Source organism: Paenimyroides aestuarii, assembly GCF_024628805.1.
GTDB lineage: Bacteria > Bacteroidota > Bacteroidia > Flavobacteriales > Flavobacteriaceae > Flavobacterium > Flavobacterium aestuarii_A.
The window spans coordinates 2,828,051-2,853,522 of the sequence record NZ_CP102382.1 but is presented as its reverse complement, the minus strand read 5'-3'; the positions used below and the strand labels follow the sequence as shown (position 1 = coordinate 2,853,522).

Sequence of the window (25,472 nt, the reverse complement as noted above, 5' to 3'; positions counted from 1 at the left end):
TTTATTTACTTTTTATGATTAATTCATCAATCAATTCATTTTCAAAAGTCAATATTTCTTTTCTTTTATCATTAATAAAAGCAGTTGATTGGCTTTTAGGAAATCCCTTAAAGTAATAATCAAGGTAGTTAATATTGAAGCCATCTTCATTCGTAACATATTTCGTACTAAATATAATATTAATTCGCTCTAATATACTTTTTGATTGCGTGATACTTTCTATGCCTTTTATGTACTTTTCTGATTGGGAAATGTATTCTTTACCATACTTAGAATATTTATCACCATCGAAAAAAACTTCAAAGCCTTTTTGATTTACTTCGTTTTCAACAGTTTGTAAATAATTGAAATATTCTTTAGATAAACTATCACATTTTTTTATTTGATTATGATGGATTAAATCAATTGAATTTTTAATTTTATCATCTAAATTTTCGTTTAAACTTTTTATTAGTTGATTATTTTCAGTTAGTTGAAGTTTAGATAATTCAATAATTTGATCTTCTGTATTCAAATTCGAATTACAGCTTAAAAATAGTATTGGAATTATTAAAAATATTTTTTTCATTATTATTACAACTTGTATTTTTCAATTTTCGCTTTCACTTCTTCATTAAAAGCTTCGGCTTTAATCGTTTTTCTGTCTTCGGCAATAGCAACGTTTACCAAGGTTACTTCGCCTTCTAAAACCGTTTTATCTTGCTGATTGATAAATTGAAAACCGCAAACTACCGATGAACTTTTTAATTCTTTCACCCACAATTTTTTGGTTAGTATTTCGCCAATTCGGGCTGCATTTTTAAACTGAATCTTTAAATCAACCGTCGGAATTCCATTGGTTTCATGTATTTTAGAAAAAGGTCGGTCTAAAGCTTCATCAAACCAATCTTCCACTAAATCGTTCAACATTTCCAGAAATCGTGGATAAAAAACAATTCCTGCAAAATCAGTATGTCTAAAACGTATTTGTTCTTCTTTTATAAAATAGTTCATTTTATTTTATCTTTTAAATCTTTTAGTCTAATTTTATTTTTATTTATAAAACCAAGCGCTTTTTGTTTTTTTAAATCTGCTTTTAACCAATATTCACCACAAATTGAAATAGCATAATCAGTTATTTTTTCATCTTTGTGACCAAATTTTCCCGAGCCTTCTGAGCCTTTTTCAAAAGCAATTACATAGTATTTTCCTTCTTCAAAAAGTGAAAGATATGGTCTGCATAAATATCCTATATCTCCCCAAACTATGACTTTTTTTCTTTTTTCATTACCTTTATAAATGTCAATAATCTCAACTTCCATAGACATTGCTGTTTTTTTGTTGTAAATATCTTTAAAGGACAGGTATTTTTCAACTTTTACTAATGCAACAAAATCTGATTTTGGTACAACCTCTAAAAAACTTTTTTGCGAATAACAATCACACGCAAAAGCGTTATCAGAAATCATTAAAATAAAAAAGAACAATATATTTATTAAATGTTTCATTATCTTAATACTTTAATCTAAAATCTTAATTCTTACTTCAACTTAAAACGCTGAATTTTACCTGTTTCGGTTTTAGGCAAATATTCCACGAAGTTAATAATCCGCGGATATTTATAAGGTGCGGCATTTTCTTTAAACCAGTTTTGAATGCTTTTTGCTAGTTCTGTTGAAGCATTTGCCTGATTTTTTAAAACGATATTCGCGCAAACCAACATGCCACGCTCTTCATCGGGTAAGCCCACAACGGCACATTCTAAAATTTCATGGTGCATCAAAAGCACACTTTCCACTTCAATCGCTGCAATGTTGTAGCCCGATGAAATAATCATATCGTCGCCACGAGCCACAAACCAAAAATAACCATCTTCATCTTGCTTAAAAATATCGCCGGTAATATTCCAACCGTTTTCAACATATTGTTGTTGTTTTTCAAGTCGATTCAAATATTTACAGCCGGTAATTCCTCGAACAGCCAATTTGCCGGGCATATTATGCGGCACATCATTTCCGTTTTCATCGATGATTTTCGCTTCGTAACCTGTAATTGCAATTCCGGTTGCTCCGGGTTTCATATTTTCTTGATTCGATGAGATAAAGATATGAAGCATTTCGGTAGCACCAATGCCATCGATGATTTTTAAACCGGTTGTATTGTACCAATCTTCCCAAATTTTTAAAGGAAGTGTTTCACCAGCAGACACACATCTACGCAAACTGGACAAATCGTAATCTTTTGATTTTTCAGTTAAAATACGCCAAGCAGTTGGAGCCGTAAAACAAATGGTGATTTTCTCGTTTTGAATGGCCTCTAAAAGTGCATCCGGACTTGGTTTTTCGATTAAAAAAGAACTTGCACCAAAATACATCGGAAACAAAACCAAACCGCCCAAACCAAAGGTGAAACCAATGGGCGGACTTCCCGTGAAGATATCTTTTTCGGTTGGTTGCAGTGAATAATTTGGAAAAGCCTCGCAAATATTCAATAAATCTTTATGGAAATGCGCCGTCATCTTTGGATTTCCGGTTGTTCCAGATGTAAATCCGATGATAGCCACATCTTCTGCTTTGGTATTATAGTTTTGAAATGTTTTTGGTTTCGATTGCATCAATTCATCAATCGAACCATTTCTGTAAAAAGCAACCGATTTTAAAAAAGCAGATTCCACTAAATTCATTTCATCTGCCAGCGAACTGTCACAAATAGCGTGCGAAATTTCGGCACAGTCAATCAAGGTTTTTAGTTCTTTTGATCGCAATAAAGGCATGGTGGCAACTACAATTCCGCCCGCTTTTAAAATGGCAAACCAACACGCAACCATCATGGGGTTGTTACACGAACGAAGCAACACCCGATTGCCAGGTTGCAATCCTAAATCATCAACCAAAACATGCGCAATTTGGTTTGCTTTTTCAAACAAATCATTATACGTCCATGTTTCTTCAAATGTTTTTAAACATACGTTTGAACCTTTTCCGTTTGCAATGTGATCGTCTAAAAGCCTTTGAACACAATTCAACATTTGCGGTCGTTTGAATTGTGGTAAATCCAAAAACAAATAATCGGGTTGAAAATTTGGTTCAGGTAAATTATTTTGAGCAAAATTGTCTTTCATGTTTTATAATTTCTTAACTCTAACTTTGACAGAGTTTTAAACTCTGTCAAAGTTAAATATGAAATGTTACTTTTTATTACTCTTAGGCTTCAAAGCCTTCTTCATGCGTTCGGTTTGTTTTCTATCGGAAACTGTTGAACTGTATAAATTTTCTATTCCTTTTTGATATGGATTTGGAATATCGGTGACATGTATTTGCTCGTAAGCCTCTGCTTTTCTAACAAAATAAGGATCTAATAGTAAGGGTTTTCCAAGAGCAACCAAATCGGCTTTTCCATTTAAAATAATGGTGTTGATTTGATCGATATCGGTAATACTTCCAGCTGTAATTGTAGCAATTTCTGCTTCATTTCTAATCATATCAGAGAAAGGAACTTGCCACATTCTGCCTGTTTTTGGGTTCTGATTTTCAACCGTATTTCCTGTAGATACATTTATGATATCGGCACCTACTTTCTTAAATTCCGAAGCGATGCAAAGAACATCTTCTTGCGAAATGCCGTTTGCAGCCAAATCAGTTGCTGAAATACGGACAGATATTGGTTTTTCTGTAGGAAAATTCTCTCGAACAGCATTAAAAACCTGTAATGGAAATTTTAATCGATTTTCAACAGATCCGCCAAATTCATCGGTTCTGTTATTGGTTAAGGGCGATAAAAAGGATGCCAATAAAAAGCCGTGATGTGCTTGCAATTCAATCATATCAAAACCTGCTTTTTCTGCATTTTTAGCCGCATTTGCAAATTGATTGATTACGTTTTGCATATCTGTTGCATTCATTTCTTTTGGAACCGGCATTTTATCGTTAAAAGCAATTGCCGATGCCGAAAGTAATTCCCACGCATTATCAATTGGCTTGTTTGTACCTTCCCAAGGTTTTTTCACAGCACCTTTTCTGCCGGAATGCCCCAATTGAATCCCGATTTTTGTTGCTGTATGTTCATGAATAAAATCGGTTGTTTTTTTCCATGCTGCAACTTGTTCTTCATTATAAATTCCGGCACAACCGAGTGTAATTCTTCCATTTGCATCAACAGCCGTCATTTCGGTAATAATCAAACCTAAACCGCCAATTGCTCGAGAAGTGTAGTGCTGAAAATGCCAGTTATTTACTAAACCGTGGTTTGCTGAATATTGCCCCATAGAACTCATAGCAATTCTGTTTGAAAGCTCTAAACCACGCAATTCAAAAGTAGAAAATGCGGCAGCGTAGGTGTTGTTTTTATTGATTTGATTGAATTCCTGAAGAACTTTATCGGTGTATGATTGATCTCTTAATCGCAGGTTTTCATAAGTTACTTTCTTAGAACGCGTCATGCATCCGAAAGAGAATTGATAGAACGGATATTTTTTGTATCGATTCATATTTTCAAACCAATCTAAAGAAACCAATGCAGCATATTGAATCATTTCTACAGGATTTCTGCGCGTTTTCTCGTATTGCAGAAACGTATTTTGAACATTATCTGGATTTGCCATCAACGCATCAAACAAACCAATCGCACAGTCCATTGCCAATTTGGTACCCGAACCGATGGAGAAATGCGCCGTTGCTTTTGCATCACCTAACAAAACAATGTTATTGTGGTGCCAATTTTTATTGGTGACGTGCGGAAATTGTCGCCAATGCGATTTGTTGGTTATCAGCGGATGACCGTCTAACTCCTCCTTAAAAATTTCAGAAAGCTTGGAAACGGTATCCGCTTCATTTTCCACTTCGAACTGAAGCTTTTCCCACGTTTCATTAGTACATTCAAAAATCCAAGTGCTCATTCCTTCTTCGTATTGATAGGTATGGGCAACGATCATTCCATAAGGAGTTGATTTAAAAAAGTATGTAAAAGCATCAAGCGGTTTGGTGGAACCCATCCAAACAAATCGATTGGATTTTAATTGAATATTTGTTCCAAATTCATTTTGAAACTGGGTGCGAATTCCGCTGCCAATTCCGTCTGAAGCCACAATGATGTCTGAATCTTTGAACTGAGAAAGATCATCAACGTTTTGTTCAAAATGCAGTTTCACGCCTTCTTCTTCACAGCGTTGATGCAATAATTTAAGCAACGTTTTGCGCGAACAGCCACAAAATCCGTTGCCGGCAATGCTTACCTCTTTTCCGTCGCGCGCCACAATAATATCGTCCCAATAAGCAAATTTGCTGCGAATTAGTTCGTATGACTCCATATCGCGTTTCAAAAATTCGCCCAACGTTTCATCGGAAAAAACCACTCCAAAACCAAAACTGTCATCGGGTTTGTTGCGTTCATAAACATTAATTTCCCAATTGGGCATTGCCTTTTTGGTTAAAATTGAAAAGTAGAGTCCGCCTGGACCACCGCCTATAACCGTTATTTTCATAGATTTCGTTTTATAGAGAAAGTTTCGCCCAGTTTGCTGTAATTTGATCCGGCTAAACGGGCAACAGGTTGGTATTTATCTAAATTAATTCGGTAATTTTCAAGCAGAATTTCATCGGCAATGTGCATCATCAACACTTTACCAATCACTACGCATGCACCGCCATTTTTGTGATCTTCCAAAAAATAATGATGTACCATTTCGCATTCAAAATGCGCTTTGGCTTCGGCAACACGCTTTGGTTCAATCAACTCGCTCGAAATGGGTGTAAGGTTTGCTAACTGAAATTCATCAATTGTGCGATCAACTGCGTTTGAAGTAGTATTCATTTGTTCCACCAAATCTTCGGTAACTAAATTCACCACAAACTGCTTGTTTTTCAAAACATTGTTTAATGTGTCTTTGTTTTTGTTACCTGTGCGAACGGTTGAAAACATTACATGCGGCGGATCTTCACCCACTACATTAAAAAAAGAAAAAGGCGCAAGATTATTTACACCGTTTTGATCAACAGTAGAAATCCAGCCAATAGGGCGCGGAATAACCAAACCTGTGAGTAATTTGTAAAGTATTCCTGAATCGGTTTCTTTTATTGAAATTTGCATAAAATTATCGTTTACACAAATTAAACAAAAAATAATTAAAAAGTTTGTATCTTTTAGTCAGGAATTGAATTATTTTACGATATAATTATATTGATTTCTTTTAGCGATATGGAAATAACCTAGTGCAAAATTTGCTTCATCGGTTTGGTTGATAATGTTTCCTTTAATTGTTCCAACGGGGCTTGCAAATGGGTTGCCGGTTTCGCCCGAAATAGAAAACAATTTTGCTAAATAATTGTAATATTGTTTATTGATTGCTGCAATATAATGCGTTAAATCATCGCCCGGTTTAATATCTTCTTTTTCATAAAAATACAAATCACCCATGATGTTTCCGTTTGAAAACTGGTCATTAATCACACCAAAACCTTCATCTGCCGGAGAAATAATTTGCACTAAATAATAGTTTTCTTCGTTGGGATTGTCTTGAAAATTAAAGGTAATTTCATAAGAATCGCCTGTAAAACCGCCATCGTTTTTTTGATCCACGTTTAGTACTTCGGGCGAATCAATCACAGTTGATGTAGCTTTGTAGGTTTCATTGTTGTAAATCACGGTTAGCTCATAAGTTCCGCCTATTTCAGGTAAAAAAGTAGTGTTTAAAAAATCACCATTATTATTGTTTACAAATTCATACACCGTGTTATTTGACAAATCTGTAATAGAAACTTGTGCATTGTTTACTGACGGTTTAATGCTTGAATAAAAATCGGTAGTAGTAGATAGTGTAATTTTATTAAAGGCAGGTTCTCCCATAAAAATATTACCTTCTATCACCAATCTTGGAATGGTTTCATCAAAATCTAATACGATTTCTTCTTCGCAACTTATCAATAAAAAACTAAAGAGCAGACTGAATAGGTACAAATATTTTTTCATAACTAAAATTTAAAATTGTAGGTTACACTTGGCACAATACCAAAAATAGAAAGCTTGGTGGTTTCGGTTAAATTGTTTGAACCTTCCACAGTACGGAAACTGATTGATGCTGCATTTTTGCGATTATACACATTATAAATACCAAAAACCCATTCGCTTTGCCATTTGCGGTTTTCGTTTTTGGAAGGTGTATAGGTGGCCGAAAGATCCAAATGATGAAAAGCCGGCATGCTGTAATTGTTTCGTTTGTTGTAGTTTGGAACTTGAAAACCTAAGAACTCATATTTACCATCGGGATAAGTTACAGGGCGGCCAGATTGCAAAACAAAAGCTGCACTGAAACTCCATTTTTTGCTGTATTCATAATTTGCCACCACCGATAAATCATGCAAGCGGTCGTGCGGTGTGCGGTACCATTCGCCATTGTTAATTCCGGTTTCTTCGGGAGTTCTACCTACGGTTTGCTGCAAACTACGGGCAATGGTATATGCCACCCAACCGGTTAATTTTCCTGTGTTTTTTCGCAATAAAAACTCTAAACCATACGATTCGGTTTTTCCATTGAGAAGCACTTGTTCAATAGCCCGATTGCCTATTAAATCGGCTCCATCAATATAATCCAACCTGTTTTTCCCTAATTTAAAATACGATTCTATCTCTAATGAATACTCGTTCTCTTTAAAATTTTGAAAATATCCCACAGCATATTGATCCACGATTTGCGGTTTAATATACGGACCGCTTGGTTCCCAAATATCTAAAGGTGTTGCTGCGGTAGTGTTTGATATTAAGTGCACGTATTGCGACATGCGGTTGTAACTCATTTTTACCGATTGGTCTTCGGTGAGTTTTACCGAAACAGCCAAACGCGGTTCTAAATTATCAAACGTACTGATTACTTTATTTTTTCCATAAAATTGTGTTCCAATTGGAACTGCTTTTTCATATGTATCGGTCTGTGGATCATAAGCCACCGGATTATTGTCTGCGTATAAATTAATGGTTTCTGCTCCTAATCTGTGGAACATGCTGTATCGCAAACCGTAATTAATGGATAAAAACTTATTGATATCGTTTTCTGCTTCTAGGAAAACAGCATTTTCCCAAGCAAATTTATGGGGAATTTGATAGCGGTTTATTTCCGAATCGATACTGGTTGGTTCGATTAATCCAGGGTTGAAATCGTAATACAAGCTGTTTATACCATATTTCAGCGAAAGTTTTTGGTTGATGTTATGATTGAATTTATAATTAAACTCAAAATTTTTAATGCCCGAATCCCAATTAAATCCAACAAAATTCAGCGTTAAACCATAATAATAATCGGAATATCGAACCGAAGCTTCGCTGTTGATTTTATTGGATAGCACACTGTTCCATGTTAAATTGGCAACCGTATTTCCAAATTTATTGTCGAAATTATCGTTGAATTTAAAAATATCTCTACCAAAATATCCGGTAAAATAAAACTGATTTTTATCGTTCAATAAATAACTCCATTTGGTGTTTAAGTCGTAAAAATAAGCGGCACTTTCAATATCGGTCAATTTTAAAAATAAATGGGCATAAGATGCTCTCCCGGCAAACAAATACGACAATTTATCTTTAATAACAGGGCCTTCTGCCAGCAATCTGCTTGATAAAATTCCAATTCCGCCGGTGGTTTTAAAATCTTCAAAATCACCACTTTTCTGATTGATTTCTAAAACCGATGAAGCACGACCACCATAACGCGCAGGAATTCCGCCTTTGTACAATTTAATATTGCTCACTGCATCGTTATTAAAAACCGAGAAAAAACCATATAAATGCGATGAACCGTAAACCGAAGTTTGATCGAGCAACAATAAATTCTGATCAGATCCGCCCCCGCGAACGTTAAAACCAGATGTTCCTTCCCCGGAATTTACAACACCCGGCAACAACAAAATGGTTTTTAAAATATCAGTTTCGCCCAAAACAACTGGTGCTTTTTTAATTTCTGCAGCCGTGAGTTTATTAACGCTCATTTCGGGTTTGCGAATATTGATTTTGTTGGTGGCATTGATTACGATTTCGTCTAATGCTTCGGTATCTGGCGCCACATAAAAGTTGATTTTCGTGTCTTTTTTAACATTCACTTTTTGTGTGCTGTACCCATATCCATCCACATAGACAGATATTTGATAGGTTCCGCTTTCTGCTATTATCGAATAATCACCGTTTTCGTTTGTTGTGGTTGTAGTTTCTATATTGTTAACCAAAAAACTTACGTTAGTAGTAGGTATTGGTTGGCTGGTGCTTTTCTGAAAAATAGTACCTGAAATGGTATGTTTAGTTTGCGAAAAAGCCGCAACCGACATAAGAAATGATACAAGTAATAACGTTTTTTTCATAGCGGTTTTTTGTTGCAAGGGTTTGTGCTTTAGTGCAAATTTAAAAATAATTTATTCATTAAAGTTAGAAATAACAAACTATAACGCCAACCATTTGGGCTGAACCAATTCTTTAGCTAAATGTGCCCAGCTGTATTGCTGATAATTATTTTTGTTCATCCATACAAACTCCTGAATCTCGTTGGCAATTATTGGTTCAAAAAAGGGTACGTGCAACCAATAAACGCTGCCATGAACCACTGTATTGTGTTCGTTTACGGCTTTTGTTTGGTGCGATCCTAAAAATGTTAGTTGATGAGGTTCGATTTTTAAACCAATTTCTTCTTTAGCTTCGCGAATGATGGCTTCGATATCTTGCTCGCCATTTTGCATTTTACCACCGGTTAACTGATAAAATTCGGAATTTTTTTTACGAACCAAAAGCAGTTCTTTGTTTGGATTGATAATTGCAACCGATGCTATATGTAAGGTTTTCATGGGGATAAAATTAATTGATTTCATAAAAAAAACCGCCGAGAACCGACGGTTTTAGTATCTATAAATATAAATTATCCTAATTTAGAAACAATTGCATTTAACGTTGCAGACGGACGCATAGCTTTTGATGTTAACTCAAAATTGGGTTGGTAATAACCTTTAATTTCTTGCGGTTTACCTTGCGATGCGATCAATTCTTCGTTGATTTTAGCTTCGTTTGCTGTCATTTCTTGTGCAATTGGCGCGAATGAAGCTGCTAAATCAGCATCTTTAGTTTGTGCTGCCAAAGCTTCTGCCCAATACATTGCTAAATAAAAATGAGAACCACGGTTGTCTATTGTTCCTAATTTTCTACCCGGCGATTTATCGTTTGCCAAGAATTTTTCTGTTGCCACATCTAAAGCGTCTGCTAAAATCATTGCTTTCGGGTTGTTTTGTGTTTGCGATAAATGTTCTAACGAAGCACCTAATGCTAAAAATTCACCTAACGAATCCCAACGTAAATAGCCTTCTTCTATAAATTGTTCGATGTGTTTTGGAGCCGATCCACCTGCACCGGTTTCAAACAAACCACCTCCGTTCATCAAAGGCACAATTGACAACATTTTTGCCGATGTTCCTACTTCTAAAATTGGAAATAAATCGGTTAAATAATCACGCAAAACGTTTCCTGAAACCGAAATGGTATCTTGACCTTTACGAATTCTTTCTAAAGAAAATTTACACGCATCAACCGGAGCCAAAATGCGGATGTCTAATCCTGTGGTATCAAAATTGGCTAAATATTTGTTTACTTTTTTAATGATTTCACGGTCATGTGCACGGTTTTCATCTAACCAAAAAACAGCCGGCGTTTCCGACAAACGCGCACGGTTTACCGCTAATTTAACCCAGTCTTGAATAGGCGCATCTTTTGTTTGGCACATACGGAAAATATCGCCAGTTTCCACTTTTTGCTCCATAAACACGTTTCCTTCTGCATCAACCACACGAATTGTTCCTTCTGCATCAGCTTGGAATGTTTTATCGTGCGAACCGTATTCTTCTGCTTTTTGAGCCATTAAACCAACGTTTGGAACAGAACCCATTGTTTTTGGATCTAATGCGCCATTTGCTTTGCAATCTTCTATAACAGCTGTGTAAATACCTGCATATGAGCGATCTGGAATCAATGCAAAAGTATCTTGTTGCTTACCTTCTTTGTTCCACATTTGTCCAGATGTTCGAATCATTGCTGGCATTGAAGCATCAACAATTACATCAGATGGTACGTGTAAATTGGTAATTCCTTTGTCGGAATTTACCATTGCCAAATCAGGACCGTTTGCAATAGCCGCGTCAATAGCCGCTTTTACTTCAGCTTCTTGTGGCTTGCCTGCTATTTTACTGTATAGTTCGCCTAAACCATTATTTGGATTGATGTTTAATTCTGCAAATAAATCTGCAAATTGCGTGAAAACATCTTTAAAATATACTTCAACGATAGCTCCGAAAATAATAGGATCCGAAACCTTCATCATTGTCGCTTTTAAGTGTGCAGACAATAAAACGCCTGCTGCTTTTGCTTCTGCAATGGTGTTTGCAACAAAAGCTTTTAAAGCAGTAAGATTCATTACCGAACTATCGATGATTTCGCCTGCTTTTAATGGTGATAAACCTTTTAATTCTTTAACAGAACCGTTGGTTGCCACAAATTCTATTTTAAATTGAGAAGCATTTTCAACAGTCACCGATTTTTCTGTACCGTAGAAATCTCCACTTTCCATGTGAGCCACTTTTGTTTTAGAATCTGCAGACCAAGCACCCATTGAGTGAGGATTTGCTTTTGCATAATTCTTAACAGCTTTTGGTGCACGACGGTCCGAATTTCCTTCGCGAAGTACGGGGTTTACTGCCGAACCTAATACTTTTGAATAGGCTGCTTTTATTGCTTTTTCTTCATCGTTTGTTGGATCTGAAGGATAATTTGGCACTGCATATCCATGAGCTTGCAACTCAGCAATAGCTTCCGTTAACTGTGGAATCGATGCAGAAATATTTGGTAATTTAATGATGTTTGCCTCAGGAGTTTTTGCTAATTCACCCAATTCTGCCAATGCATCACCGATTTTTTGATCTTCTTTTAAAAATTCAGGGAAATTTGCTAAAATTCTTCCCGCCAAGGAAATATCGCGTGTTTCCATTTCGATACCAGCCGGTGCAGTGAACGATTTAACAATTGGTAAAAAAGAATAAGTAGCCAACATAGGCGCCTCATCTGTTAATGTGTAGATAATCTTAGATTTTGACATTATGATAAGATTTGTTTAAAGTCTGTTTTTTTGTTTACAAATATACTAAATACGGTTTTATTTTTAAGGAAGAATTTTAGAATGATTTAAGAATTAGCAATTTAATGATTTGTAGGTCTATATTTTATGCTTTTGATTATATTGTTGTTTAAAATTTGCAATTTGGTAATTGGGATTATAAATACTACTTTTAGATGCATGAATACTTTTCAAATGAAAAAAATAGTAGCGCTTTTATTTGTCACCTTTTTTTATGGTTCGTTATCGGCTCAGTCGCATAAATTGTTGTTCAAAACTTCTCAGGGAAATTTTAAAGTGTTGCTTTATGATTTCACGCCAAAACATCAAGAGTTAATTATAAATGCGGTCAGAAAGGGTGTTTACAAAGAATCTTTTTTCAATAGAATTATCGAAAATTTTGTTGTTCAAGGAGGAGAGCATGACAATAGTATTGCCGAAAGAGAAGCGTTTTTACCCGACGACCAACACAAAAGGTTGCTCCCTGAATTCAATGATCGTGCGTTTCACAAATTGGGTGCAATTGGTGCCGGCAGGGACGAAAATATTGAAAAAGCATCTTTTTTAAACCAGATTTATTTTGTTGTTGGCAAAAATGTTTCTGAAGAAGAACTGAATGCTTTAGAAATTAAAAAACAAATAAAATTCACCAAAGCACAGCGCGAAACCTATTTATCAATTGGCGGGCAACCTCGATTAGATCACGATTATACGGTTTTTGGCGAAGTGTATGAAGGCTTAGAAGTTTTGTTGGCAATTAGCAAAATGCCAACCAATGAGAACGATTTTCCGCTTCAAGATATTTCGTTTGAAATTATAGAGATTTTTGAATAAGTTACAATTATTTATTAATCAACCGAAGCACTTGCTCTTCTTTGTAGGTTAAAGGAACCACATTAAATTTTTCCCAATAGCGAGTTTTATAGTTCTTGCCAAGCGGAGTTAACTTTTCACGAGTATAAAAGGCATCAGCTGCTGGGAGAATAGGGTTTTGCTCGGTAGAATCAATCAAGAGTTCCATAAAACCGCCCACTTTTGTGAGTTGGTTTAATACTTCTGAAACTCCAAAAATACGGTAGGAAGTATATGCTAATGAATAATTTGAATTGAAAATTTTAAAAATAGTAGTTCGGTTATAAAAACTGCGCTTAAAACGATGGTTGTTTTGCTGCATGAATTCGTTGTTATTCATAAATTTGTCAGCCAAGTTGGCCTTAATCTCTCGGATTAAATAATCGTTTGAACCATAAATCATCGTTCCGGAAAGGGTGGCTTTTTTTGCATTTTCAATCGGACTAAAGTTTAAAACGTACAATTCAGTGCCGTCGCCTGCGGTTTTAGAGGTAAGGTATAAATTGTATTCTTTGTCTGAAATGATGTTTTTTAACAATTTAAAATCAAATTCATGCGAAATAATTTCTTTAAAATCGCGCCAGTAATAATGTACCCGAGATAAGGAATCAAACTTTTTGGCTTCTTCATTATTAAATTTCACACTTCTGCTTTCTTTTACAATTACGTTGCTTTCATTGATCGATTGCTGGTAATAATCGGCTTCGGCATCTTCATATTGATACATGGTTCCGTTTATATACAACAATTCCCGATAAAAAGTATTCAATTTTAAGTTTTTAGAGAAACTTTGTTGGGATGTTTTTATGGCTTTTTCTATTTCAGATTTAATGGATGTTTTTAAGATGACAATTTCTTCTAAGGATTCGGTGGAAGATTGCATTTGCACTTGAAATGATTTTTTGTTTTTTGCCGAAATTTCTTGTGTGAAATAATCTAAATGTTTAATAATTAATTTAGAATCTTCTTTTGGCAAATGAAACTGAAAGCGGCCTTCGCTGTTGGTCACCGTGCTTTTTCCTGAGATATTTCCAATAATCAGTGCGTGCTGAATGGGTTGTTGGGTTTCAGTGTCTTTAATAATTCCTTGAATCAATTGCTGTGCCTGAACAGAGATGCTTAGAAAAAGGAGAAGTGCAAGTAAAATGTTTTTCATAAAATGATTTAAATTGTTTGTTGCGAAAAGTACTATTTTGTTACAGCACCACCAAAAAAAGAGCCACATTTAGTGACTCTTTAACTTTTTTATAAAAATAACTTGTTAAAAAACAAACATAGCGCGTTCGCTCATCATTTCGTTTACTTCATCGGCAATTTGTTCAATAACTTCTTCGTTGGTATGATTCATAATTACACGGTCGATTAAATCTACAATCGTTTCCATATCGCTTTCAACCAAACCTCGTGTTGTTATTGCTGCAGTTCCCACGCGAATTCCAGAGGTAACAAACGGTGATTTATCATCAAAAGGAACCATGTTTTTGTTAACGGTGATTTCGGCTTTAACCAAAGCATTTTCAGCTTCTTTGCCCGAAATGTTTTTGTTTCGTAAATCAATCAGCATCATGTGGTTATCGGTTCCGCCCGAAATAATTTTATAATCGCGTTTTACAAATGCGCTTGCCATTGCCTGAGCATTTTTCTGAACTTGCAAAGCATAATGCATAAATTCGTCTTGTAATGCTTCGCCAAAAGCTACCGCCTTTGCAGCAATGATGTGCATTAACGGGCCACCTTGATTACCAGGAAAAACAGCAGCATCTAACAAAGCAGACATCATACGAGTTTCTCCTTTAGGTGTTTTTAAACCAAACGGATTTTCAAAATCTTGACCCATCATAATCATTCCTCCACGAGGTCCACGCAATGTTTTGTGGGTGGTGGTGGTTACGATATGGCAATGCGGAAGCGGATCAGACAATAATCCTTTTGCTATTAAACCAGCCGGATGCGAAATATCTGCCAAAAGCAAAGCACCAACTGCATCTGCAATTTCACGAAAACGTTTAAAATCCATATCTCGCGAGTAAGCCGATGCGCCTGCAATAATTAATTGCGGTTTTTCACGTTTTGCAATCTCTTCAATAGTATCATAATTAATCACTCCGGTTGCTTCATCAACTCCATAAAAAACAGGGTTGTATAATTTACCCGAAAAGTTAACAGGTGAGCCGTGCGTTAAATGACCACCGTGCGATAAATCGAAACCTAGAATTTTGTCGCCCGGTTTTAAAACTGCTGCATAAACCGCTGTATTCGCTTGCGAACCCGAGTGTGGCTGTACGTTTACATAAGCTGCATTAAACAAAGCTTTGGCTCTGTCAATGGCAATTTGTTCCACAATATCAACAACTTCACAGCCGCCGTAATATCTTTTTCCGGGATATCCTTCTGCGTATTTATTGGTTAAAACGGATCCGGCAGCTTCCATTACTTGGTCGCTTACAAAATTTTCCGAGGCAATTAATTCCAAACCATTTATTTGGCGGTCTTGCTCGTCTAATATCAAGTCAAATATTTGTTCGTCGCGTTGCATTTCTATTAATTCTTTAAAATGAAACCAAATTTATGAAAAATCATTGTTATATTCGCATAAGAAAATAAATTCAAACAAAAATAATTAAACGTATGAATATACCTGCTAACAATCCCAATCTAAAAACGTGGTTAAACGTTGCTGAAAACAGTGATTTTCCTATACAAAATATACCTTTTGGCGTTTTTTCGGTTGATGAAGATGAATTAGTAATTGGAACAAGAATTGGCGATTACGCTATAAGTATAACTGCTTTAAACGATTTAGGTTTTTTTAAAGATATTGATTTTGATGATAGTGTGCTTTATGATGAAACATTGAATGCCTTTATTAGCGAAGGACGAGAAGTTTGGCGTGCTGTACGCAATAGAATCTCAGAAATTTTTGAAGCAAACAATTCAAAATTGCGTGATGATGCAAAAGCCCGCGAATTGGTAATTTTTAATGTGAACGAAGTTACGGTAGAATTACCCGTTTTTATTGGTGATTATACCGATTTTTATTCAAGTCGTGAACACGCAACCAACGTAGGGATGATGTTTCGCGATCCAGAAAATGCTTTATTGCCAAACTGGTTGCATTTACCAGTAGGTTATCATGGTAGAAGTTCAACAATTGTTCCTTCGGGAGTGCCTGTAAATCGTCCGTTAGGCCAATCAATGCCTAAAGGAGCAGCGGAACCTGTTTTTGGTCCATCGAAACGAGTTGATTTTGAATTAGAAACCGCTTTTATCACCGGTGATGCAAATATTATGGGAGATAGAGTTTCTGTTGAAGACGCGGAAAACCACATGTTTGGAATGGTATTGTTAAACGATTGGTCTGCACGCGATTTGCAAGCATGGGAATATGTTCCATTGGGACCATTCTTAGCGAAAAACTTTGGTTCATCAATCTCGTGTTGGGTAGTAACAATGGATGCTTTAGAGCCTTTCCGTTGTGCAAGTCCTTCGCAAGAAGATCCAAAACCGTTACCATACTTGCAACAAAAAACAGATCATTCGTTTGATATTAATTTAGAAGTGATTATTCAACCAGAAGATAAAGAAGCAAAAACAGTTTGTAAATCAAACTTTAAGTATATGTACTGGACTATGGCGCAACAGTTGGCGCATCACACCGTAAATGGTTGTATGGTAACATCTGGCGATTTAATGGGATCGGGAACGATTTCAGGACCAACAAAAGACAGTTTTGGCTCTATGTTAGAACTCACATGGGGCGGACAAAATCCTATTGAAATGCCCGATGGTTCTACGCGTGCTTTCATTGAAGACTATGACACAGTAATCATGAAAGGTTATTGTGAAAAAGATGGTGTACGTATCGGATTTGGTGAAGTTTCTTCTCAATTATTACCTGCAGTTCCGTTTAAGAATTAAGAGTCTGATAATTAAAATGTTAAAAATCCATTCATTTGAATGGATTTTTTTTTGTTAAACAAATCTAAAAAAATGTTAAATAAAAATTTTGATTTTAATAGGATTAAGGTATATTTGCGTAATTATATTGATATTTTTTAAAATTATTAACGAAAATTAATTTCATCTTTTCAAAAATACATTTGTGAGAAAAATAATTACTTTAACAATTGCTTTATTAGGCGCACAATTTTCATCATATTCACAGGCATACGATGGATATAACGATTTTAAAATATTTTTAGGCTATGTCAACGTTGGTGGAAATTCTGGAATTGAGTATCAGAATGACTATGGAAGAAGCGACTTTTTTTCTTGGGGTACACAAGTAACCTATTTAATTAATACCAAAATTGATAATGATGGTGAAGGTTTCGAAAAAGGATTAAAATTTTTAGATAGTTTTGATGGTGGTGGATTTGCTAGGTTTCACTTTAGAGAAGCTTTAAATTTACGTGAAGATGTAGATACTTATTTAGGAGTCGATTTTACTGTACGTTCATTAGGTGCACATGCAGGTTTTAAATACAATATTAGTGATGTTATTGGTTTTTATGCAATGTACAAACAAAGTTTTGCGCCATTGTTGAAAGGAGACATTTCACTTTCTGAAGATAGAAATGGTGACCCAATTGAAAGTTTCTTTGCTAAAAAAGCAGCTTTATCTGTGGGTATTACTTTTAATCTTAACAGAAGATAGTAATTTTCAATTAAAATGTTAAAATCCATTCTATTGAATGGATTTTTTTTGTTATATTTAACAAAAAAATATCATCTTATGAAAAATTTAGTACTCTTATTATTTATTTTTATTATCATAGCATGTTCAAATGATGATTTTTTAAGAAGTGATTTAGACAGACAACGTACAAATGAAGTTGTTGAAACACCACCACTTGGAAAGAAAATCAAAAAAATGACGGATAGATTCGGTGAGCATCATTATTATTACAATTCTTCAGGATTTATAGATTCGATATATAGTAGATATAGAGGGCAAAATAGTTCTGGTTTTGATAGCTTTTCAATACATAAGTTTAATTATAATAAAGGCAATAAACTTATTTCAATAGTGAATATACATGCTGAAGGTAGTATTGAAAGTCCAATAAATGAATATGAGAGTAACAATCATTTTACTTATAATAAATCAAATCAAATTATTCAAGAGCATCTATATATTAAAGCCACTGGCTCAACTCAAACTACTAAATATGAATATAATAATGATGGCAGTGTAAAAAGCAATAATAAATATTATCTAAATGAGAATTTAATCGTAGAAAAAAGTAATAATGAAATTTATACTTATAGCTATAATGATAGAACAAATCCATTTTATAATATATATACAAAAGCCTATAAAGCGATAAAAAGCATTGATAAAAATGATAGAATCTTAATAGAAAGAACAGCTGATGGCGGAACTTCGTATGCTGAATACTTCATTACATATGATAACGACAACTATAAAGTTAACGAGCATTTAAAATACCCGGTTGTAGATTTCTACAGTACCTATGAATACTATTAAAGAATTATTTTATTCCCTGTTTCTAAATGCAACGTATTTTGCATAAAATTCTCTTAAACATAACCAAAAAACTATCCACCAAAAAACGTATATTTGCAGCTTGTAAACAACAAGTATGAAATTCGATTTACTGCACACAGATATCAACTCAAAAGCTAGGGCAGGGGTTATTACAACTGACCATGGCGTTATTGAAACCCCAATTTTTATGCCCGTTGGAACAGCAGCCACCGTGAAAGGTGTGCACCAACGCGAATTAAAAGAAGATATAAATCCGGATATTATTTTAGGAAATACCTATCATTTATACTTGCGTCCAAAAACTGAAATTTTAGAAAAAGCCGGTGGATTGCATAAGTTTATGAATTGGGACCGCAATATTTTGACCGACTCAGGTGGTTTTCAGGTATATTCTTTATCAGGCAGAAGAAAAATTAAAGAAGAAGGCGTGAAGTTCAAATCGCACATCGATGGATCTTACCACTTTTTTTCTCCTGAAAATGTAATGGAAATTCAGCGTACTATCGGGGCAGATATTATTATGGCGTTCGATGAATGCACCCCTTATCCGTGTGATTACCGCTATGCGCAACGCTCTATGCACATGACGCATCGCTGGTTAGACCGCTGCATCAACCATTTAGAAAAAGTTCCTACAAAGTACGGCTACGATCAGGCGTTTTTCCCAATTGTTCAAGGGTCAACTTTTAAAGACTTGCGCGCGCAATCGGCAGAATACATTGCCAATGCTGGTGCGGTGGGCAATGCAATCGGCGGACTATCAGTTGGCGAACCTGCCGAAGAAATGTATGAAATGTGCGAAATCGTTACCGATATTCTTCCAAAAGACAAACCACGTTATTTAATGGGGGTTGGTACGCCAATTAACATCCTAGAAAATATTGCCTTGGGAATTGATATGTTCGATTGTGTAATGCCCACACGAAATGCGCGAAATGGTATGCTGTTTACAAGCGAAGGTTTCATCAATATAAAGAATAAAAAATGGGCCGATGATTACAGCCCAATCGATCCAATGGGAAACACTTGGGTTGATACCGATTATTCTAAAGCTTATTTACGCCATTTATTTGTATCCGATGAATATTTAGGAAAACAAATAGCAACTATTCATAATCTTGGTTTTTATATGTGGTTGGTGCGCGAAGCCCGTCGCCAAATCATTGCAGGAACATTTTATGCATGGAAAGAAAAAATGGTAAAACAAATGGCCACCCGTTTATAATTAGGCAAAATGAAAATCATTGACTGGTACATATTAAAAAGATATTTGGGAACATTCTTTGTAATGATCTTGCTTTTTATTCCTATTGGAATTGCGGTTGATGTAGCCGATCGAATCAATAAAATTCTAGAAAACAATATTCCATTGGTTGATGTATTAGAGTATTATGGCAATTTCACCATTTATTTTGCCAACATGCTTTTTCCAATTTTTTTGTTTATATCAATCATTTGGTTCACTTCCAAATTGGCATCAAACACCGAAATTGTAGCTATTTTAAGCTCTGGAATTTCATACATCCGATTTTTGCGTCCTTACATTATTGGTGCAACATTCATCTCGATTTTTGCCTTATTAATGGGTTTTTTTATTGTTCCAAAAGCCAGTTTGGGATACAACGATTTTAGGTATAAATATCTGAAACGAAAAGAAATACGCGAAACCCAAAATGTTTTTAAGCAAATTAGTAAAGACGAGTTTATTTATGTGAGCAATTTTAGCTATACCAACAAAACCGGATATAATTTTACCTTAGAAAAATTTAAAGGATATAATTTGGTTTCAAAAATAGAAGCCGGACGTATTGTTTATAACGACAGCACAAAAGATTACACCCTGTATAATTACCAAAAAAGAACAGTAGGAGCCCTTGACGATCAAATTGAAAAAGAACGTGAAAAGAGAATGAAATTCCATTTTGAAGTTGATGAACTTACACCAGCTATATATGCGGCAGAAACCATGACACTTTCAGAATTAAATCAATTCATAGAAAAAGAAAAAATGCGTGGTTCTTCTAACATTAGCGCCTATATGGTCGTAAAATATAAAAAATACAGTGTTCCGGTTTCGGCATTTATACTGACTATTATTGCAGTGGCAGTTTCATCAATGAAGCGTCGCGGTGGAATGGGGGTAAACCTCGCCATGGGAATTGGATTGGCATTTACCTATATTTTCTTTGATAAAATTTTTGGAACACTGGCCGAAGCATCAAGCATCAACCCTCTATTTGCTGTTTGGTTTCCAAACGTAATTTTCGGAATATTAGCTGTTTATCTCTTAAACAATGCAAAACGTTAATTTAAAAAATCATCTGCATCTTCATTTAATTGTTTTTATTTGGGGATTCACCGCCTTATTGGGACAATTAATATCATTACAAGCGTTGCCGCTGGTTTTTACGCGTATAGCAATTGGTGTTGCCGTAATTTTGTTTTATTTAGTAATCAAACGAAAAAAATTAGCCATTAGCCCAAAAGATATGTTGCGTTTTTTTCTCTTTGGTTTTGTAATAGCCATTCATTGGCTCACCTTTTTTCATGCCATTAAAATAGCAAACATATCCATTACCTTAGCATGTTTGTCAACCGGCGCTTTTTTTACATCGATTCTAGAGCCTATTTTTTACAAACGCAAATTCATACTGTATGAAGTGCTGTTGGGTTGTTTGGTAGTTGCCGGTTTATTGTTGATTTTTAGATTTGAAACACAATACAAAATAGGAATTTTAGTTGCATTATTATCTGCATTTTTGTCGGCTTCGTTTTCAATTATCAACGGAAAACTTGCACATTCGTATGACAGTGTGGTGATTAGTTTTTATGAACTTTTGGGAGGATTATTTATTTTGGGATGTTTTTTAATCTATCAAAATGGTTTCACCGCTGTTAATTTTAACTTTCAACCCAATGATTATATTTGGTTAGGAATTTTAGGTTCTATTTGCACTGCCTATCCTTTTATTGCTACAATTGATATTATGAAATATTTGTCGCCTTACACGGTGATGCTTACCATTAATTTAGAACCCGTTTACGGAATTGTTCTGGCCGTATTGTTTTTTAAAGACCAAGAAAAAATGACCGCCGCTTTCTATGTAGGTGCTGTGATCATATTGTTTACTGTGTTGATGAACGCATATTTTAAAAATCGCAAAAAAGCCATCGCTTAATTAATAAAAACGCTATATTTGTAGCTACAAAAACAGACAAAATAACAAGGTTTATGGAGTATTTAGATTTCGAGTTACCTATAAAAGAGTTAAACGACCAGTTAGATAAATGCCAGATTATTGGGCAAGAGTCCGATGTGGATGTTACTGAAACTTGTAAAAATATCGAAAAAAAATTAGAAGAAACCAAAAAAGAAATATATGGCAACCTAAATGCGTGGCAACGTGTACAATTATCGCGCCATCCCAACCGCCCCTATACACTCGATTATATCAAAGCCATTTGTGGCGACACGTTTTTAGAGTTGTTTGGCGACAGAGGCGTGAAAGACGACAAAGCTATGATTGGTGGTTTGGGTAAAATTGGTGATCAATCATTTATGTTTATCGGTCAGCAAAAAGGAACCAATACCAAAACCCGTCAATACCGCAACTTTGGTATGGCAAATCCAGAAGGTTACCGCAAAGCCTTGCGTTTAATGCGTATGGCAGAAAAATTCAATATTCCAATTGTAACTTTTGTTGATACACCAGGGGCTTACCCAGGTTTGGAAGCAGAAGAACGCGGACAAGGAGAAGCCATTGCACGCAATATTTTTGAAATGTTCCGTATAAAAGTGCCCATCATCGTAATCATTGTGGGTGAAGGAGCATCAGGCGGAGCGTTGGGGATAGGAGTAGGCGACAAAGTTTTTATGCTAGAAAACACTTGGTACTCTGTGATTTCTCCTGAATCATGTTCTTCCATTCTATTCCGCAGTTGGGAATACAAAGAAATAGCTGCCGATGCTTTAAAGCTAACATCGGTTGATATGAAAAAGAACAAATTGATAGACGATGTGATACCTGAACCATTAGGCGGCGCTCATTACGACCGTGAAGCTACTTTTGAAACGGTGAAGAAAACCATTGTTAAAACCTATGCAGAATTAGCAAAGAAAAACATTGATAAACTTATTAACGAACGTATAGACAAATATTCAAACATGGGAGAATTCTCTGAATAGGTTGTAATTATATACTGTATAAAGAAGCTGAGCAATAAAGTTCAGCTTTTTTTGGCTGATAACTTATCAACAATTATTATTAAAAAACTTTAACCAAATAGTTAATAAATTTATTTAGTAAAATAGGTTTAAAAAAACTAAATTCGCTGAATGGAACAAGAGAAAGTATTAAATCCTAATTTTAAAATTAATCAGAACATTATTACCTTAGAAAAAGGTAAACTGCCACCGCAAGCCGTTGATTTAGAAGAAGCTGTGTTGGGCGCAATGATGATTGATAAAAAAGGAGTTGATGACGCAATTGACATTTTAAAACCCGACGCATTTTACAAAGAAGCTCATAAACATATTTATGAAGCTATTGAAATGCTGTTCAAAGCCAGTCAACCTATTGATATTTTAACGGTTTCCACACAGCTGCGCAAAAATGGCAAATTAGAGCTAATTGGAGGAGATTTTTATTTAATCAATCTCACACAGAAAATTGCTTCTTCTGCACATATTGAGTTTCACTCGCGCATCATTCTTCAAAAATTCATTCAACGGAGTTTAATCAAAATTTCGTCTGAAATTATTGAAGATGCATACGATGAATCGTCAGATATTTTTGAGTTATTGGATCAAGCCGAATCAAAATTATACGATGTAACCCAAGGAAACATTAAGAAAAGTACCGAAACGGCGCAATCTTTGGTTGCACAAGCAAAAAAACGTATTGAAGAAATTGGCAAACGAGAAGGACTTTCCGGATTGCCAACCGGTTTTCATAAACTAGACGGATTAACATCAGGATGGCAACCTTCCGATTTAATCATCATTGCAGCTCGTCCCGGTATGGGTAAAACGGCTTTTGTACTTTCAATGGCTCGAAACATTGCTATTGATGCCAACAAAGGTGTGGCGTTTTTTTCACTAGAAATGTCGAGTGTTCAGCTAATTACCCGTTTGATTTCATCAGAAACAGGATTATCGTCTGAAAAATTGCGTACCGGAAAATTAGAACAACACGAATGGGAGCAACTCAACGTAAAAGTAAAAGACCTTGAAAAAGCGCCTTTGTATATTGACGATACCCCATCTTTGTCTATTTTTGATTTGCGTGCAAAAGCCCGACGTTTAAAGTCGCAATACGATATTCAATTGATTATTATTGACTATTTACAATTAATGACAGCTGGCGGAAACGGAAAAGGAGGAGGAAACAGAGAGCAAGAAATTTCAACCATTTCGAGAAACTTGAAAGGTTTGGCAAAAGAATTGGATATTCCGGTTATTGCGCTTTCACAATTATCACGTGCAGTAGAAACACGTGGCTCATCAAAGCGACCATTGCTTTCAGATTTGCGTGAATCGGGAGCGATTGAGCAAGATGCCGATATCGTTTCCTTTATCTACAGACCCGAATACTATAAAATTGATGTTTGGGACGATGAAGAACAAAGCCCAACGGAAGGACAAGCAGAATTTATTGTTGCAAAGCACCGTAACGGTGGTTTAGATAACATTCGATTGAAATTCTTAGGTAAGTTTGGTAAATTCGACAATTTAGATGATGCTTTTATGCCATTTGATGAGTTTCCATCAAGTATGAACGACCGAAACTTAGCAAATGATTTGCCACCGAGCGATCAAATTTTTGGAAGCAGTTTTAGTGATGATAATGATGTTCCGTTTTAAGAACTATAAAAAAGGTGCTTTTTCTTAATAGGAAAGCACCTTTTTTTAGATTAGCAATATTCGTTGCACTTAATTGACAATAGGTTTTTCAATTGGTGCGTTACTTTTTACAACCACAAAGGTAGAAACCGCATAAAAAGCGTTACCATTACCATTGTTATTTGTCCAATCTTCAAAATCATATTCAAAGTTAAAGGCAGTGCCAAACATATTTTTTTCGATATTGTTAAAACGTACAGGAACAACCATACCCGGACACCAACCCGCACGCTCTGGTTTCCAGTTGCCTGGCGCCTGATTATTAACTGGGTTTTGTGCGCAACCAATCGCTTTTAATTCATGTGAAAAAGTGGGGTTACCATTTATGAGGATATGATGCGTACGAAAACACCATTCTGCACAGCCTCTACCGCCTGCATCGTTTGGCGTAGCGTGCCCCCAACCAGAAATAATGGTTCTAAAATAAGCAATTTCTGTATTAGTGGGTATCGTAATTTGTTTTGTTAAATCGAATACATTTGTGTCAAAATTAGTTCCATAAGGCACCCCATCAATAGATGATTTATTGTATTGAATCACAGGAACAACAGCAGAATATTTATAATCGGGTGTACCTGGTTCAAAATCAAATTCTACACTATATGTACGGCCTTTGGCGTTCCATGTTTCTGTATAAATCTTTAACTCGGTTGTTCCTGATAAAATAGATCTAAAATCAGTTACATCAACTTCATATCCGCGTTCTAACTTTTCATTTCCTACCCAATATGGATTGATAAATCTCCCCAATTCATACCATGTGCCCGTAGCTTTATCTTTTGCGTAGATATTAGCATACCTGTCCCATTCATCGCAATCTTTGTTTGGACAAATATCTTTGATATACATTTTAATGGTCTTAACATTGTCTAAATTGTCAGGAAAAGTAAAGGTTCCTTCTGCACTTTGCGATAAATTGTCACCGAAAGCAACTTTTACTTTGTCAAAAGTTTTAACGTTAATGGTTCTTGCTGGGTCATCGTTTGTTTTTTCATCATCTTTACATGCAATCAATGTAAACGCTGAAAAGAATAATAAGGTAATGATTTTTTTCATTTGAAATGTTGTTAATTATTTGTAAATATAACATAAAGATCGCTTAA

Annotated in this window: 22 protein-coding genes; 9 read left to right on the top strand and 13 right to left on the bottom strand. The window is 35.3% G+C overall.

The features are described from left to right. Position 1: 1 nt before the first annotated feature. The 10 genes from NPX36_RS13765 to NPX36_RS13720 form a co-directional block, all read right to left on the bottom strand. Positions 2-568 carry a hypothetical protein gene (locus tag NPX36_RS13765; RefSeq protein WP_257499304.1) on the bottom strand — a complete coding sequence of 189 codons (567 nt, stop codon included), beginning with the start codon at positions 566-568 and terminating at the stop codon, positions 2-4. A 5-nt stretch (positions 569-573) separates the two neighbouring features. Next, positions 574-993, bottom strand: coding sequence for an acyl-CoA thioesterase (locus tag NPX36_RS13760; RefSeq protein ID WP_257499303.1), 420 nt, complete (start codon positions 991-993; stop codon positions 574-576). After that, a complete protein-coding gene (locus NPX36_RS13755) occupies positions 990-1,487 on the bottom strand; it encodes a hypothetical protein (protein WP_257499302.1) in 498 nt (165 codons plus the stop codon). The genes NPX36_RS13760 and NPX36_RS13755 overlap by 4 nt, the downstream gene beginning before the upstream one ends. 32 nt (positions 1,488-1,519) lie before the next feature. Continuing rightward, a complete protein-coding gene (locus NPX36_RS13750; protein WP_257499301.1) occupies positions 1,520-3,100 on the bottom strand; it encodes an AMP-binding protein in 1,581 nt (526 codons plus the stop codon). A 66-nt stretch (positions 3,101-3,166) separates the two neighbouring features. Next, on the bottom strand, positions 3,167-5,458 hold the full coding sequence (locus tag NPX36_RS13745) for an oxidoreductase (RefSeq protein ID WP_257499300.1): 2,292 nt from the start codon (positions 5,456-5,458) through the stop codon (positions 3,167-3,169). Then, positions 5,455-6,063: a flavin reductase family protein gene (locus NPX36_RS13740; protein ID WP_257499299.1), complete on the bottom strand. Its 609-nt coding sequence runs from the start codon at positions 6,061-6,063 to the stop codon at positions 5,455-5,457. The genes NPX36_RS13745 and NPX36_RS13740 overlap by 4 nt, the downstream gene beginning before the upstream one ends. A 69-nt stretch (positions 6,064-6,132) precedes the next feature. Further along, a complete protein-coding gene (locus NPX36_RS13735; protein ID WP_257499298.1) occupies positions 6,133-6,942 on the bottom strand; it encodes a DUF4249 domain-containing protein in 810 nt (269 codons plus the stop codon). A gap of 2 nt (positions 6,943-6,944) precedes the next feature. After that, positions 6,945-9,317 carry a TonB-dependent receptor gene (locus NPX36_RS13730; protein ID WP_257499297.1) on the bottom strand — a complete coding sequence of 791 codons (2,373 nt, stop codon included), beginning with the start codon at positions 9,315-9,317 and terminating at the stop codon, positions 6,945-6,947. 78 nt (positions 9,318-9,395) lie between these two features. Then, entirely contained in the window at positions 9,396-9,794 is a 399-nt protein-coding gene (locus tag NPX36_RS13725) for an NUDIX hydrolase (protein ID WP_257499296.1), read from the bottom strand. A 71-nt stretch (positions 9,795-9,865) separates the two neighbouring features. Continuing rightward, positions 9,866-12,088, bottom strand: coding sequence for an NADP-dependent isocitrate dehydrogenase (locus NPX36_RS13720; protein WP_257500756.1), 2,223 nt, complete (start codon positions 12,086-12,088; stop codon positions 9,866-9,868). Positions 12,089-12,298: 210 nt separating this feature from the next. On the opposite strand from NPX36_RS13720, the gene NPX36_RS13715 reads away from it, so the two are divergent. Further along, positions 12,299-12,937 (top strand): peptidylprolyl isomerase, encoded by a 639-nt coding sequence (locus NPX36_RS13715; RefSeq protein WP_257499295.1) that lies wholly within the window; start codon positions 12,299-12,301, stop codon positions 12,935-12,937. Positions 12,938-12,944: 7 nt separating this feature from the next. Here the strand turns inward: NPX36_RS13715 and NPX36_RS13710 are convergent, their stop codons facing one another. Both NPX36_RS13710 and glyA read right to left on the bottom strand, forming a co-directional pair. Beyond that, a complete protein-coding gene (locus NPX36_RS13710) occupies positions 12,945-14,111 on the bottom strand; it encodes a carboxypeptidase-like regulatory domain-containing protein (protein WP_257499294.1) in 1,167 nt (388 codons plus the stop codon). A 105-nt stretch (positions 14,112-14,216) separates the two neighbouring features. Next, positions 14,217-15,491, bottom strand: coding sequence for a serine hydroxymethyltransferase (gene glyA, locus NPX36_RS13705; protein ID WP_257499293.1), 1,275 nt, complete (start codon positions 15,489-15,491; stop codon positions 14,217-14,219). A gap of 92 nt (positions 15,492-15,583) precedes the next feature. Between glyA and fahA the strand changes: the two genes are divergently transcribed. The 8 genes from fahA (at position 15,584) to dnaB (ending at position 24,330) form a co-directional block, all read left to right on the top strand. Next, complete coding sequence (fahA, locus tag NPX36_RS13700; RefSeq protein ID WP_257499292.1) at positions 15,584-16,873, top strand: fumarylacetoacetase; 1,290 nt, start codon at positions 15,584-15,586, stop codon at positions 16,871-16,873. A 184-nt stretch (positions 16,874-17,057) separates the two neighbouring features. Beyond that, positions 17,058-17,612 carry a DUF6646 family protein gene (locus tag NPX36_RS13695; protein ID WP_257499291.1) on the top strand — a complete coding sequence of 185 codons (555 nt, stop codon included), beginning with the start codon at positions 17,058-17,060 and terminating at the stop codon, positions 17,610-17,612. A 78-nt stretch (positions 17,613-17,690) separates the two neighbouring features. Further along, positions 17,691-18,446 (top strand): hypothetical protein, encoded by a 756-nt coding sequence (locus NPX36_RS13690; RefSeq protein WP_257499290.1) that lies wholly within the window; start codon positions 17,691-17,693, stop codon positions 18,444-18,446. Between the two features lie 115 nt (positions 18,447-18,561). Continuing rightward, a complete protein-coding gene (gene tgt / locus NPX36_RS13685) occupies positions 18,562-19,692 on the top strand; it encodes a tRNA guanosine(34) transglycosylase Tgt (protein WP_257499289.1) in 1,131 nt (376 codons plus the stop codon). A gap of 9 nt (positions 19,693-19,701) precedes the next feature. Beyond that, positions 19,702-20,775, top strand: a complete 1,074-nt coding sequence (locus NPX36_RS13680; RefSeq protein ID WP_257499288.1) for an LptF/LptG family permease — start codon at positions 19,702-19,704, stop codon at positions 20,773-20,775. Continuing rightward, positions 20,762-21,646, top strand: coding sequence for a DMT family transporter (locus NPX36_RS13675; protein WP_257499287.1), 885 nt, complete (start codon positions 20,762-20,764; stop codon positions 21,644-21,646). Before NPX36_RS13680 ends, NPX36_RS13675 begins: the two co-directional genes overlap by 14 nt. A 53-nt stretch (positions 21,647-21,699) precedes the next feature. Next, positions 21,700-22,653 carry an acetyl-CoA carboxylase carboxyltransferase subunit alpha gene (locus NPX36_RS13670; protein WP_257499286.1) on the top strand — a complete coding sequence of 318 codons (954 nt, stop codon included), beginning with the start codon at positions 21,700-21,702 and terminating at the stop codon, positions 22,651-22,653. Between the two features lie 150 nt (positions 22,654-22,803). Then, positions 22,804-24,330, top strand: a complete 1,527-nt coding sequence (gene dnaB / locus NPX36_RS13665; RefSeq protein ID WP_257499285.1) for a replicative DNA helicase — start codon at positions 22,804-22,806, stop codon at positions 24,328-24,330. Positions 24,331-24,399: 69 nt separating this feature from the next. Here dnaB and NPX36_RS13660 read toward each other — a convergent pair whose 3' ends face one another. Further along, positions 24,400-25,425 carry a peptide-N-glycosidase F-related protein gene (locus NPX36_RS13660; protein WP_257499284.1) on the bottom strand — a complete coding sequence of 342 codons (1,026 nt, stop codon included), beginning with the start codon at positions 25,423-25,425 and terminating at the stop codon, positions 24,400-24,402. Between the last annotated feature and the right edge of the window lie 47 nt (positions 25,426-25,472).